The sequence below is a fragment of the Xanthocytophaga flava genome, assembly GCF_030068545.1.
GTDB lineage: Bacteria > Bacteroidota > Bacteroidia > Cytophagales > 172606-1 > Xanthocytophaga > Xanthocytophaga flava.
In genome coordinates this window covers 83,324-97,611 of the sequence record NZ_JASJOR010000006.1, presented here as the reverse complement: position 1 = coordinate 97,611, position 14,288 = coordinate 83,324, and the positions used below count along the sequence as shown (strand labels likewise).

The following is a 14,288-nucleotide window of genomic DNA, read 5'->3' as shown; positions in this document are numbered from 1 at the left end:
TGATGTTTGTATAAAAGGTAATAAAAGTATGCGAATGGATGATGAACTTATATTTTAATCTATTAAAAGACTGGATTGCCAAAGTCACCCATTTTGGGGGATTTTACGGAGAAACGGATTTCCGTACCCATATATATTTCTGAAATAATTTCTATACTTCCACCAATCTTATGAGCTCTGGTTTGCATATTGATTAAACCATTGGAGTGATTAGACATTTGGAGATCAAAGCCTTTTCCATTGTCCTTCCAGCAAACTGAAATCCAGTCTGGAGTAGAATTAAAGGAAAGAAGAGTTTTTGTTGCCCCTGCATATTTGAGTGTATTGCTCATTGCCTCTTTAAAAATCAGAATCAGATGCCGACTCATTCCCATAGGAAAGCTAATCTGTTGAAAATGATCTGAAAGTCCTGTTATATCAAATTCTGTAGGCGTTTTTTCGAAAATATCATCACCAAAATCTTTGAGTCGAAGAGCTATTTCATAGAAATTATCATTTTCAGGATTAATAGTCCATATAAAATCTTTAGTTCCCTGGTAGAGACGTTGGGCATTATCATTAATCTTTTCCAGAAGGTAATGAGCTTCGGAAATGTCTCTATTCAGGTTGTTTCTGGTCAGTTCAGTTAATACTGCAATACGGGTAAGGCCATTTCCAAATTCGTCGTGTAAGTCCTGGGCAGCCAGCTTTCGTACACGTTCATTCTCTTCGATTTTAATTTGTTGTACAGCCAGCGCCCGTTCCACTTTTAAGCGGACTCTATACCGATAGATGATGAAAATAAGTGCGATAGTAGTGAGGGCCACGAGTACATAGAAGCCACTACTTAGCCAGAAAGGTGGGACAACATAAATAGGAATACTTAATATATCTTTCTCATTCCAGTATCCTTGACTGTTTGAGCTTTTAACTTTTAGTGTATAATGTCCTGGTTTGATGTCTGCTATACCTAAAAATCTATTCTCTGAATACATCCACTCATCCTGTAATCCTTCCAGCTTATAGGCAAATAAGTTTTTTGAAGGGTTATTGTAATCTGTGGCAGAAAAGAAAAAAGAAACGAAGTCTTTATAATGAACTGTTAACAGTCCTTTGGTATGTAAAATACTATCCAGGTTTATTTCCTGCTGAAACAATTGAAAAGAAGATATATTTACTTTGGGCAGATGCTTGTTTTCCACCAACTGATCTGGATAAAAGCTTACCATAACACCATGTCCACCAAAAAACAACTCGCCATCCTGACTTCGATGAAATGCACCCGAATTAAATTCCCGGCTTGTTAATCCGTCGTTGGTATCATAATTTTTAAAACTATCTGTGACAGGATCAAAACAGGATAAACCTGCATTGGTGCTAACCCAAATTCTACCTTGTTTATCACCTAACGCTCCATACACAAATGAATTAGGCAAGCCGTGTTTCCGGGTATAGTGTATAAAGTGTGTGGTTGAGTCAGTTTCTACAAGTCGGCTTAATCCTTTTGATGAACATATCCAGAGATTATGACCTGTATCTTGATAAATATCAAGGACCATATTTCCTATAAGGCTGCCAGGATTTTCCGGATGGTTTGTTAGATGAAGAAAGGTTCCAGAAGAAGGATTCCACTTGATGAGCCCATGATTTGTTCCAAACCAGAAGTTTCCAGAAGCATCTTCAGTTATCACACTAATACCAGATAATGACAGTGTATCTGTATTGTGTCTCAAATCTCTTTTTAGGTCTTTACAGCCCAGTTCTTTGTCTAGTTTTACCAGATATTCATATGTTGCAATCCATATATCTCCATGCTTATCTTCAAAGATATCTTTTACCAAAGGCTGGGTGTTATTCTTTGTGGACGGCAGCCTGACTTTTTCAAAGTGATCATGAGATCTGTCATATAAATATAGTCCGTTATTACTTCCAACCCATAGGTTCTTTCTGCTGTCTTCCTTGATTGTTGAATAGTAATTATTATCACTAGATGTTCTATCCAGTAGTAATTTTTTATGCTTCTGTGTTTTTCGTTCTATCTGAAAAAGTCCTTGTAGAGTTCCGACCCATACATAGCCGAAGCTATCTGTACAAATAGAAAAGATAGAAGATTCCATTGCCCTCTTATCATCAGATAATACATTACTCCATTGATAAAAACTGTTTTTTGAGCGACTATAGGAGTGTACTCCCGCTTCCCGGGTACCAATCCATACAATATCTTCATTTGTGTCGTGACCTTCATACAAAGCATAAATAGTCCCACTTTTCAATCCATTTGGTTGAAAACGTTCTTCCTGAATATGTTCCAGTAGCATTAGTTGGTCGTCTACTAATTTCTGATAACGAAATAATCCAGCCCCGAAGGTCCCAATCCATATAATTCCAAAGCGATCTATACGCAACGCTGTAATGGTTAGTTCTGAATCACATGGTTGCCAGCATAGGGTCTTTACAGAAAAATCTTTCAGAGAAATAGTAAGCAGATGGTTATCAGAGGAAAGTAAAATATAGTCACTGGTGCCTGTGATCCGTTGTATGGGAAATTGTAGTTTTTTGTAGAGAGTGCTATTAAAAGTAGATGCATTTTCAAAAGAAATGTGTTGTTGTGAAGAGGTATGAGGACTTATAAGTATTCTGTTTAATCCTGTAGGAGTAGCTACCCATATATTTTCAAGGTTGTCCTTGTAAATAGAATTGACTAAATCATAGTTTAATCCCTGACCTATAGTATACAGCGTTGCTACATAAGGAGTATCTTGTTTTTCTTGTGGTATGAGTCTCCATAGTCCGTTTTTTGTTCCAACCCATATAGCTCTCCATCGATCTTCGACAATACTTGTCACCGTATACGACCATGAAGGCTTTCCCTGGCCAAATAGGTAGGTATATTGTGTGAAAGAATTATGCAAACGGTCATATACACAGATGCCATGAGTAGTGCCTATCCATAATTGTTGTCGTGAGTCTTCATACAAATACGTAATCTCATCACTAGGTAGTGTGTTTTTATCAAATGGATCATTGTGAAACTGCTTTATATGAAAACCATCATATCGATTAAGTCCATCCTGAGTGCCAAACCACATGTATCCCTGACTATCTTGTAGAATAGCTCTAACCTCACTTTGACTGAGTCCATCATTCAATGAGATTTGATCCAGATGGTTATTGGGAACAGCAAGTGCCTTTGAGATAAAGAACACTCCTATGAGATAGTACAGTATTTTCATACCAGAGACTTGGGAAAGCGTTTTTTGTTTGCATAAACAAAGGCACAGGTTCTAAGTTAATGAATTAGAAGGGTGATACTGTAATAATTACATGAGTGGTAATACTCACTAATAGAGTATATCTTACTTGTAATACTCTGAGTGTAGGATAAACTGTAGCATTTTCTTTGTTTGAGAGGACTCATTATTAAATGAGGAGATAGTGTCAGCAGATTATTTCCTCAATCAGAAAAATGAATTTAACTTGGGTGCAGAAAAAATATTTTTTAACAAACCCCCTGAACATAGTTATGCAATACAGAAGATTTGGAAAAACAAACTGGAATGTAAGTGAAATTGGCTACGGCATGTGGGGACTAGCTGGCTGGACAGGTACAGATCAGAAAGAAATGGAGACTGCTTTGGATCGTTCTGTTGAGCTAGGTTGTACTTTTTTTGACACAGCCTGGGGATATGGAGCAGGAAAAAGTGAAGAAATTCTGGGAGACTTAATGAAACGTCATGCATCAAAGAGATTGTATTTTGCTACTAAAATTCCTCCTATGAATTTTAAATGGCCATCCAAGCCTGAATATACATTGGAAGAATGTTTTCCTGCCAGTCATATCATTGAATACACTGAAAAAAGCCTGAAGAACCTAAACGTAGAGTGTATTGATTTACAGCAGTTTCATGTATGGGAAGATGCATGGTATGATAAAGATGAATGGAAAAATGCGGTAGAGAAGCTAAAAAGAGAAGGCAAAGTAAAGCACTTTGGTGTGAGTGTAAATCGCTGGGAGCCAGATAATGTATTGAAAACGTTAGAAACTGGGTTGATTGATGCTGTACAGGTTATATATAATATTTTTGACCAGGCTCCTGAAGATAATCTGTTTCCTCTGTGTCGTAAACTGGATATTGGAGTAATTGCCAGAGTTCCATTTGATGAAGGAACACTTACAGGTACATTGACGAAAGACACTGTATTTCCAAAAGATGACTGGCGTTCAACTTATTTTGTTCCTGAAAATCTGAATGCAAGTGTAGATCATGCAGAGGCTTTAAAGCCTTTAATTCCAGAAGGAATGACCATGCCCGAATTGGCACTGCGTTTTATTTTGGGTAATGATGATGTGCATACTATTATTCCTGGCATGAGAAAAATTCGCAATGTGGAAGCAAACATAGGAACAAGTGATGGGAAGAAACTAGAAAAGGCTCTACAGGTAAAATTGAAAGATCATCGTTGGGATCGTACTCCGACAGAGTGGTCGCAATAGGTCTTGTTGATCTATTAAAACAGGATTCGTCTCAACTGTAAGTAAATGACTATGTTTTTTGAATACAGTTTCTGATTGCGCATAGTTCACTGCGAAAACTTTTTTTGAAAAGGCAAGGCAAGCTATTCAATTACTGAAGAGATTGTATATAACTCCAATCACTTTTGAGTTTGGTCAGAGTTCCGATCATTTTCTTTGCTGCGCATAACTCACCGCAAAAACTTTTTTGAACGGAACTCCGATCACTTTTTCGTCTTGCGCATCATTCACTGCAAAAACAAAATCTGATCAGAATTCACCGCAAAGTTTTTCTTGTTGTGAATTCTGATCATACTATTTAAGTGAGACAAGGTCGGTCTGGTAAAATCTAATAGTTGAGATGCCTCTGTTTTATAGGTTTTTGTGTTGCACTAATGTGGAGGATTCTGTTCTCATCCAGTTATCAATCATTGTAAACGTGTGTATAGCACTATCAATGATCTCTTGTTCCCAACCAGGTGTTTGGGCTGCAATGGAAAGTTGTTGTAGAAAATCTTTCCATTGTGACCCTATTTGTAAACCATACGCAGAAAAATAGCTTGAGCCTTCAAAATCAGGCAGAGATTTTACCAGGTGCTTTTGAATTACCTGTCCACCTAGGGTAGAGCCTTCTAATACATACATACCTCCCCAGGCGGCGGCTTCTGTAGTATAAAATGTTGTAAAGTCTTTATCTGGTAATACAGCAATAGTGTCTGTTGTATTTTCTGCTGAAATGTCTTGGAGAAGCAAATGAGCCTTACGTCTCTCTGAAATAGTAGGTAAACTACGTTCTAACAGTGGAAAAACATTTTTTTCAAACCCGGATACAACCCCATATAGCTTTTGCAGATATATTTTATAATCTTCCATTGATACATTATTACTCAGCAAGGCTACTGAATAGGAGTTCTCTTCCAATGCTTTGTGGCAATCGGCAGTTTGAGTGCGTAAGTTCTGTAAAAACACGGCTGATGGCTTAAAGAGGTAAATAATCGGATAATGATACCAGGAATGTTATGCTATGATCTATGCTATCGTATTAATGATCCGTGCATAGATACTATAAACTTTTTTAAGTGTGAATATTCAGTTTATAAAATTCTGTGCCTTACAGAAAGATAATTTGTTTTTCTTAGAAAAAAGTTGTATATTATAGTAAGGTGTACTTTGTAAGTATGCCGGATTAATTTATAAAACTTACTCTATTATTCTATGAACAAGTACGAAAGGCTCAAGGTAGAACTTGAGACTAATGGTGAAGGTAAAATGAAAGCATTTGGTGATTCGATGCTTCCAATTTTAAAATCAGGCTCATTGTTAACCTTTAAGCGACAGAGCGACTATCAAATTGGTGATATCGTTTTTTGTAAAGTAAAAGGTCGATACATTGATGCTCACAAAATCACCAAGAAAGACCCCAACAAAGGATTTATGATTGCTAACAATCATGGATTTGAAAATGGCTGGACGAAGCGGATATTTGGGAAGGCTGTTCTGGTAGAACACACAGGCGAAACTAGAGAACTCTAAGTTTCGCCTGTTTTGTTTTATAGGAGTACTATCACTGACCTTTGGTTCCTTTAAGTACAATATCCCGATCTCCCGCCCATTGATTTAAGTCTTGCTTGGAAATGGCTGCAGCCATCAGATCCGGAAACATATCCGGAGTACAGGCAAATACAGGAACCTCATGAGTTGCCAGAAACTTAGCATTGCCATGATCATACGAAGGAGCTCCCTGGTCATCCAGTGCCAGCAAACATACTACCTGTACACCTGAACTGACAATCTCTTCTATCTTTCTTCGCATTTGTTGCTCATTACCTCCTTCATACAAGTCGGTTATCAATACCAGAATTGTATCATTGGGTTTGGTAATAATCTCCTGACAATAACCTAATGCTTTATTAATATCTGTTCCGCCTCCCAGCTGCACACCAAATAATAAATCTACCGGGTCTTTTAAATCTTCTGTCAAATCGGCTACAGCAGTATCAAAAACAACCATTTTGGTAGAAACACTGGGTAATGATGCCATAACAGCACCAAAAATGCCTGAGTATACTACAGAGGTACCCATAGAACCAGACTGGTCAATACATAATACAATGTCTCTCAGTGATTTTTTGGTTTTGCGTCCATATCCAATACGAACTTCCGGAATAATGGTCTTGTAATCTTCCTGATAGTGTTTCAGATTTTTACGAATAGTCGTATTCCAGTCAATCTCATTGTAGCGGGGTCTGCGGTTCTTTACAGAACGATTGATAGCTCCCTGAATGGCCTGAATTGTATTTTGAGCTAGCTTCTCAAGCAATTCATCTACTACTTTCTGTACTACGCGGCGGGCTGTATCTTTGGTTTTACTAGGTATGAGTTTACCAAGCTCCATCAGGGTTGCAACCAGATGCACATCAGGATTAGCCTGTTCCAGAATTTCAGGCTCAAGCATCATTTTTTGTTTAAGGCTCTCATTTTTTAAGGCATCATTCTGCATTACCTGAACTACCGATTGAGGAAAATATTTGCGAATGTCTCCAAGCCAGCGGGCTACACTTGGATTAGAGCCTTCAGAGCCACCCTGCTTACTTTTTTCACCATATTGGAATTTCCCTTTCCGCTCAAACTCATATAAGGCACCTAGTGCAGCATCCATCTGTGCTAATTCTCCTTCCAACTGGGCTCCTGTACCATCTGCATCTTCTCCACCCAACATCAGTCTCCAGCGTTTTAGTGTTTCTTCGTGTTGTTGCATGTATAGTAAACTATTTTTCGTTTCGGAATTGATTCTCAATGTACTATCGCATTATTCATCTTCAGACATAATAACATCTTTGAAGCGTACATATAAAAATGAAATAATCATAAGCAATATACCCAATCCCAATAAAGCAATAATCTGGCTCAATCTTGAGATTAAAGAAATATCCATTGCAAAAAGTTTAATCAAGGTAACTGCCAATAGCAAAATACCAATAAATCGGGTAGTTCTATCTTTCATACGGATACCTGCAGCTACTAGTCCCAGAGCATAACATCCCCACAAAATGCTTGTTCCTGCTTTCAGAATGCGTTCCCCTGCTTTTACAGGATTATCACTAAGAAGCATTACTATGTTACGTAGTTCAAAGCTTAATACGCTGATAAAAAAGAAATGGATCAGGACCGATAGTGCTTTTCGCCCAAAATCTTTTCGGGTATAGATCTCCTGTCCCTGAAGATACATCAGGTAAAGACAAAGTCCTGTAGCCAGGTAGGACACATACCGCAAACTTAATGCTGAACCTGTAGCATTGTTCTTTAAAAACAATGACCGGATCTCTTCTGCAGATGACAAATGTACAATAAACCAAGCGAACACAATTACATAGCCCAACAGCAGAGATACTATCTTCCATCCTTTTTCTTTCAAATATCGTTTACTTATCCATAGAAGAGCGCTGACATATACAGCAGAGAAAATAAGTTGCCAGATGGACTTTTCATCTGATAAGAGAGTAATACCTGCAAAGATATCTTGTGTTTTAGATACCAGGAATATCTTATAATTAAACCAGTGGTTTATCTCCAGCGACATAACTCCATAAAGCAGAAGTATTGCCCAACCTGCCAGTCCATTAGAAAAAATAGAATAAATAGGGAGTGGAAGTAAGGGATTATTGTCTGATGTATCTTTTTTAGTCAACCAGAGCATTCCAGCCTGAGAAAAAACGACACCCATTCCAGACCAGAAATACCGATTGGTAAAGAAACCTAATTCATTCGATTCTACGTAGGCTGTTTCCCATAACTGAAAGAGACTCAAAGTACTGATAACAACAAGAATAACGGATGAATAAATATAGAAAGCTGCTCTGCTTTTGATGGCTACCCAACACAGAACCAGTGCTTCTAAAGCCCATAGTAGAGAGACTGATAAACCATTAAAGTAAAGGTCTATAGACATTGTAAAAAACAACAACGATAAACCTACTGCCAGATAAAATAAGATAGCAGAAAGCTTTTTCTGGTGCATAAGCCAGGCTACGATAGCATGCACCAAAGAGATACCCAGGCTAAAATATGCAGTTTGATGAGTATAATGTGCTTGTTCCAGAGCAGAATATCCAATGAGAAAGAAGATTATCGTATTTGTGACGATGAAGAAAGAATTAGACTGTGGTATATTCTGATAAGGTAGTTGATAAAATACAAAGATTGCATAGAATATAAGAAAGAACATGCCTGGAAATCCAAGCGCTATAGCCAGATGTCTGTCAGGTGTAAAGGAAACGGCAAACCAGGTAATCACTATAATCCATGTGATGGCAAAGGCGGTTGTATTCATCCAGGACCACTTCTTGAAATAGGCCACAAATGCTACACCAATATTAACCATACCCATATACGTAAACAAAATCGCCACCTTGCCTGAGTTCTGACTGAGGAGCATAGGTACGGCATAGGCACCTACCAGACCAATAACACCTATTACCTGCTGATTATATAGAGTGGCAGCATATACAGTGAAAAATGTAATGGCTACCATCAGGGCAAATGCTAGCGCATGTGGAAGCAGTGCATAAAAATCGTAGGCAAAATAGGTAGTGAAATACAGCGTAGCTACGCCTCCACTTAATAAAACTGCACTATAAGCTGAGTATTTGTTTTTTAGGCGATATGACAATCCTAAAAGGGCTAATCCGGCGAGATAGCCACCTGTAATGCGTCCAATAGGACCAACCATGTTATTGTCAATGGCATATTTTACAAAAATACCCAATCCGATAACCAGGATCAGTATCCCAATTTTATTGATGAGGTTCCCACCAATAAATGCTTCCAGACTTTCTTTTGATTGTTTGGGTGAGCTCTGAGATTGTTCCGGTGTGATACGGGGTCTGTTGTGTGGTGCCGTGATCTGCATTAATGGAATCGGTTCAGGCTCGGTTTCTTTTTGAGTAAAGCGTGGTTCTTCTTCCAGGTTCTCCTGAGAGATCTCTAAAACAGGCGTTTTGTCCTCTACATGAGAAATTGGCTTTGTTCCATCTTGTAGACTTTGACTGATAAGGCTGGAAATATCTTTCTTTAAAAGTGCAATTTCTATCTGTTGTTGTGTAGCTACCTGGGTTAGTTTTTCCAGTCGTGATAGTAGTTGTGCTATCTTTTCTTCCTGATTCATAAGATGTATTGTATAATCAAAGTCAGATTATTCAAGTGGATATATTCAAAAAGACTTGGTTCTCAGAAGTAGTTTGCGGAAATTTTATTATTTTCATGTAATTTACCTAAAAAAACAGGAAGTCTTTTGTCCTGACATACAAGAACAAATCTTTAGTACGCTAATATGGTATTCCTGTGTACATTTGCAGAAGTTACTTTCTACTCACATGACATTTATTTTGCTGGCATTAGCCATAGCGCCCGGATTGGCAATTGCGATCTTTATTTATGAGAAGGATAAGCTGGATAAGGAACCGCTACATTTATTGGTAAAAACATTTATTCTGGGTGTTGTTAGCGCACTGGCAGCTACTTTCATTCAAGCTTTTCTGGGGCAACTGCTGGGTTGGAATATAGATGATATAAAAGATATTCCGGATACCTTCTCTAAAGCGCTTTTAGTAGGTTTTACAGAAGAGTGGTGTAAATATATGTGCCTGGTGTTTTTTGCCTATCGCAAAAAAGAGTTCAATGAACCTTTTGATGGAATTACTTATGGAGTAATGATTGCAATGGGTTTTGCTACATTTGAGAATATATTTTACGTAATAGAAGGTGGTTTTGAAGTTGCCATTCTCAGAATGTTTACCGCTGTACCTGCTCACGCTACTTTTGCTGTTGCTATGGGCTATTTTGTAGGCGCTGCAAAATTCAAGCATAATTATAACATCGGGTTATATAAAATGATAGGTTTAGCTAGTGCAACGTTATTACATGCTTCGTATGACTTTTTCTTCTTTGTCGAAAGCTATCCGATCATGGCTTTTGGAGGAATAATTTCTCTGCTTATTGGAATCTGGTTATCCATTCGTGCCATTCGTTTGCATAATTATAACTCACCATTTAATCACCAGCGGCATCCTGTAGAATCAGAAAAGCAGGAAGTCAATAGTTAACTAAACAACTTTAGCTTTTTGATAGATAGTATAAACCGTTTGTTAAATTTATCAGATGTGTCACCGATCGTCTCTTTAATGGGGTACAGGCTCTGTAACCATTTTTCCTCTAATAGCATACTATGGATTTTCTCAAAAGAGCAGTATTGAAAATATATCTTTTCTGGGCAGTTGCCACATTCTGTATTATTATGACACTCTCACTACCACTGGTTGTATTGCCATTTGTTTTGGGAGAGAAGCTGGGAGGACGTATATCTTATATTTTTCTAAAACTCTGGGGATATGGGTTCGGTCTTACCAGCTTTATCCGTTTTAAGACCATTAATCGCCATAAAATAGATCAGTCACAGCCATATATATATGTAGCCAATCATAATTCTTATTTGGATTCACCTGCATTTGTAACTGCCATACCAGGACAATGCCGTCCTTTAGGGAAGGTAGAAATGAAGAAGATTCCTGTTTTTGGATGGCTTTATCCGTATGTGGTAGTTGTAGTAGATCGAAGTAGTGTTGCCAGTCGCATTAAAAGTATGAATGCTCTGAAGGATAAGCTGAGACAGGGAATTTCTGTCTTTATATTTCCGGAAGGAAGTATGAACACTACAGACCAGCCTATGCTTCCTTTTTATGATGGTGCTTTCCGGCTGGCAATAGAAACACAGACGCCAGTACTTCCAATGGTAATTCTGAATAGCCGGAACTTATTACCACGAATAAAATTTGAACTTCGTCCAGGTACTATTACAACTGTTTTTCTGGAACCTGTGCCTGTTGAGGGACTAACAATGAAGGACGTGGCTGTCTTAAAAGAAAGAGTTTATAGCCAGATGAAAGAAGCACTGGATTATTACAATGCTTACGGAGCAGAGGAGGATAATATTTTTCTGGAGCCTAAGACCTCTTTTGGATAACCTATGTATTTATTGTAGATGAACCGTAATATCACCTATCCACTCTTTACCCGGTTCTAGCACCAGTAAGCCAATTTCGTTATTGAATACATTTGCCATACAGGTTTGTGGCTCTATAGCAATGCTGTTGCGATGTGAAGGAGTGAATACTTGTGTATAATTAAATCCGTGATGACGGGATTGAGTAAGGCAGATTGTCAGATTTTGTAATTCATCATGGAGCAACGTCTTTGCCGATCCTTTGTATTGACCTCCTGTGAACCCATGATCAAACTGTTTGCCCGCTATCTGGTTTCCTCCTTTCTGAAATGCTGCTGCGGTAAATCCCTGCATTTGTTTGATTTTGCCTGTAGGAACAACAAACGCATCTAATTCATAGTATTTTTTAGAAGGTAAAATAATTCGTAACTGATCTACTCGTGATCCGGTTTTGAAATAAGGATGCCATCCAAATCCCATAGGCATATTGGTTGCTCCTGTATTCTGGACACGAATGTCCATCCGGAATACATGATTAGAAAGAAGTGTATACTTTACAGTTAATGTATAAGGGAATGGATAGCCTGTAAGTTGTCCTGTATAAGTGTATGCAAGTTCCAGAATGGCTCTGTCATTTTTTATATCCGTACGTATAATCTGAAAGGACTTATCTGCTATCAGACCATGTAAGGCACTCTTGCGCATCAGTTCATTAATGGGTAGCTGATAGTCTTTTCCTTCAAATGTATAGATACCATCTTTGATTCTGCCTGGAAAAGGAAACAGAAGAGAACTCTTATACCACATATTTCCGGGAAGGTCTTCTTCTGTAACACCATCAATAATAGAATAAGCATGGTTATTTAATGACAGTACGAGTTCCTGAATAAGTCCTCCATATTCAGGAAGTACAGCAATGGTTTCGTTTGTTTGCTCATTCTTTAACAAATAGCGCGTATATCCGGCAAAAGTATCCGTATGAATCGAAAACACTGATCTAGAATTTAATGTCAAAAAATTAGTGCACTCACAGATTTATTTTCTGGTGCAAAAGACAATAGAGCTTAGAGCCAAATTATTTATTTTTTAGCCATAATTTGTTTACTCAGAAGCCATATATAGGTACTGTTTGTGACAAAGTAGCGTTTAAACATTCGTTTCGGTTCCTGGGCCAGTCTGTATAACCATTCAAGTGCTAGTTTTTGCATCCAGGAAGGAGCCCGTTTCCGTACCCCTGCATATACATCAAAAGCGCCTCCCACACCCAGCAATACGGCATTGATCTTCTTGTAGTTTTGAGACATCCAGGTTTCCTGTTTGGGACAACCTAGTGCTACCATAACCAGATTAGCGCCAGAGTCGTTGATCATCTGAGCATATTTCTCATTATTAGCTGCATTAAGAGAACCGAAAGGAGGAGAGAACATACCTGCAATACGTAAATTGGGGTGATCTTTCTCGATTCGTTTTCTCATCGCGTCCAATGTTTCATTGGTTGTTCCAAAAAAATAAATAGACAATCCTTCTTTTTCACAATCAGCAATCAAAGAGGGTAACATGTCCATACCTGCTACTCTTTCCTGAGACACACCATATAATGATTTGAATGCTTTAGCCAGAGGTACTCCATCAGGAGCTACGATGTTTGCATTATTTACTATCTCTGCAAACGCAGGTGACCAATGCCCTTCAATGGTCATATGCACATTGGCATAGCATACATAGGAAGGTGTATGACTGCTTCCCAGGTCCAGAATTTCCCGGGTTGTTTCATCATAAGATAATTGGCTTACATCCAAACTTATGATTCTTTTGCGATTGGCAGAAACGGTAACAGATGTGGTCATAGCTACTGAAGTATGTATGGAATAGTATACGGTAAATTAAAGCAGATGTTTGATTATTAAGATACAGGCTGAGAAATAGATAGATACACGTTTTTACAATTAAAAATATAGTATTTTGCCAGAAAATCTATATTTCCATCTGAAAGGTTATACATGTTCTTCGTTCTATCCAAAAGTTTATTCTATATTTTAATGCCCATCACCTGGATTGTAGGTTTGTTCCTCTACAGTTTTTGGACAAAGGTACCCCGGCTAAAAAATCGAGCCATAAAAATAGCGTTTATTTTATTAATCCTATTTACCAACAACCTGATCGTTAATGAAGCTATACGTGCCTGGGAAATTTCTGTTACACCAATAGCAGATTTGGCGCCTCATGATGTAGCTGTTGTTCTTACAGGCGTAACTGATACAGAGCGTGAGCCTCAGGATCGGGTCTATTTTGCCAAAGGAGCAGATCGTATTTTGCATCCTTTGCAATTGTACAAGATCGGAAAAATAAAATATTTCCTTATTAGTGGCGGCTCTGGTCAATTGGTAAACCGGAACAAGAATGAAAGTGAAGCAGAAGAATTGGCTTCCATACTAAAATTAGCCGGTGTGCCAGACAGCGTTATTGTACTTGAAAATAAATCTCGTAATACACATGAAAATGCATTGTTTTCTGCAAAAGTGCTGGAAAAACGCTTCCCTGGTAAATCATATTTACTGGTAACATCCGCTTTTCATATGAGACGTGCTAAAGGTTGTTTTGAGAAAGCCAATGTTCCTGTAACTGTATTTACTACTGATTTCTATAGTTCAGGACGTAAGTGGACTCCTGATTATTGGCTATTGCCTTCTGAAAGTGCTTTGGGGAAATGGTCTACACTGTGGCATGAATGGATTGGGTATATAAGTTATTGGGGAGCAGGGTATCTTTAACTATTGTAATGAGTAAAAAACTTGTATC

General features: G+C 38.1%; 11 protein-coding genes. 5 read left to right on the top strand and 6 right to left on the bottom strand.

The window, feature by feature from the left end; genetic code table 11:
• Positions 1-62 precede the first annotated feature (62 nt).
• Complete coding sequence (locus tag QNI15_RS11015; RefSeq protein WP_314031773.1) at positions 63-3,212, bottom strand: sensor histidine kinase; 3,150 nt, start codon at positions 3,210-3,212, stop codon at positions 63-65.
• Positions 3,213-3,502: 290 nt separating this feature from the next.
• Between QNI15_RS11015 and QNI15_RS11010 the strand changes: the two genes are divergently transcribed.
• Positions 3,503-4,474 (top strand): aldo/keto reductase, encoded by a 972-nt coding sequence (locus QNI15_RS11010; RefSeq protein WP_313977123.1) that lies wholly within the window; start codon positions 3,503-3,505, stop codon positions 4,472-4,474.
• A 390-nt stretch (positions 4,475-4,864) separates the two neighbouring features.
• Here QNI15_RS11010 and QNI15_RS11005 read toward each other — a convergent pair whose 3' ends face one another.
• Positions 4,865-5,461 carry a biliverdin-producing heme oxygenase gene (locus QNI15_RS11005; RefSeq protein ID WP_314031771.1) on the bottom strand — a complete coding sequence of 199 codons (597 nt, stop codon included), beginning with the start codon at positions 5,459-5,461 and terminating at the stop codon, positions 4,865-4,867.
• Positions 5,462-5,707: 246 nt separating this feature from the next.
• Here QNI15_RS11005 and QNI15_RS11000 point away from each other — a divergent pair, with 246 nt between their 5' ends.
• Complete coding sequence (locus tag QNI15_RS11000; protein ID WP_313977118.1) at positions 5,708-6,025, top strand: S24 family peptidase; 318 nt, start codon at positions 5,708-5,710, stop codon at positions 6,023-6,025.
• Positions 6,026-6,056: 31 nt separating this feature from the next.
• On the opposite strand, the gene QNI15_RS10995 is transcribed toward QNI15_RS11000, so the two are convergent.
• Both QNI15_RS10995 and QNI15_RS10990 read right to left on the bottom strand, forming a co-directional pair.
• Positions 6,057-7,250, bottom strand: coding sequence for a VWA domain-containing protein (locus tag QNI15_RS10995; protein WP_313995328.1), 1,194 nt, complete (start codon positions 7,248-7,250; stop codon positions 6,057-6,059).
• Positions 7,251-7,301: 51 nt separating this feature from the next.
• A complete protein-coding gene (locus tag QNI15_RS10990; protein ID WP_314031770.1) occupies positions 7,302-9,656 on the bottom strand; it encodes a DUF2339 domain-containing protein in 2,355 nt (784 codons plus the stop codon).
• A gap of 208 nt (positions 9,657-9,864) precedes the next feature.
• On the opposite strand from QNI15_RS10990, the gene QNI15_RS10985 reads away from it, so the two are divergent.
• Positions 9,865-10,593, top strand: a complete 729-nt coding sequence (locus QNI15_RS10985) for a PrsW family intramembrane metalloprotease (protein ID WP_314031769.1) — start codon at positions 9,865-9,867, stop codon at positions 10,591-10,593.
• Between the two features lie 122 nt (positions 10,594-10,715).
• On the top strand, positions 10,716-11,510 hold the full coding sequence (locus QNI15_RS10980) for a lysophospholipid acyltransferase family protein (RefSeq protein ID WP_314031768.1): 795 nt from the start codon (positions 10,716-10,718) through the stop codon (positions 11,508-11,510).
• Positions 11,511-11,519: 9 nt separating this feature from the next.
• Here QNI15_RS10980 and QNI15_RS10975 read toward each other — a convergent pair whose 3' ends face one another.
• Positions 11,520-12,482 carry an aldose 1-epimerase gene (locus QNI15_RS10975; RefSeq protein ID WP_314031767.1) on the bottom strand — a complete coding sequence of 321 codons (963 nt, stop codon included), beginning with the start codon at positions 12,480-12,482 and terminating at the stop codon, positions 11,520-11,522.
• Positions 12,483-12,568: 86 nt separating this feature from the next.
• Positions 12,569-13,336 (bottom strand): WecB/TagA/CpsF family glycosyltransferase, encoded by a 768-nt coding sequence (locus QNI15_RS10970; RefSeq protein ID WP_313977106.1) that lies wholly within the window; start codon positions 13,334-13,336, stop codon positions 12,569-12,571.
• A gap of 192 nt (positions 13,337-13,528) precedes the next feature.
• Here QNI15_RS10970 and QNI15_RS10965 point away from each other — a divergent pair, with 192 nt between their 5' ends.
• Positions 13,529-14,260 carry a YdcF family protein gene (locus QNI15_RS10965; RefSeq protein WP_314031766.1) on the top strand — a complete coding sequence of 244 codons (732 nt, stop codon included), beginning with the start codon at positions 13,529-13,531 and terminating at the stop codon, positions 14,258-14,260.
• The last annotated feature ends 28 nt before the right edge of the window (positions 14,261-14,288 follow it).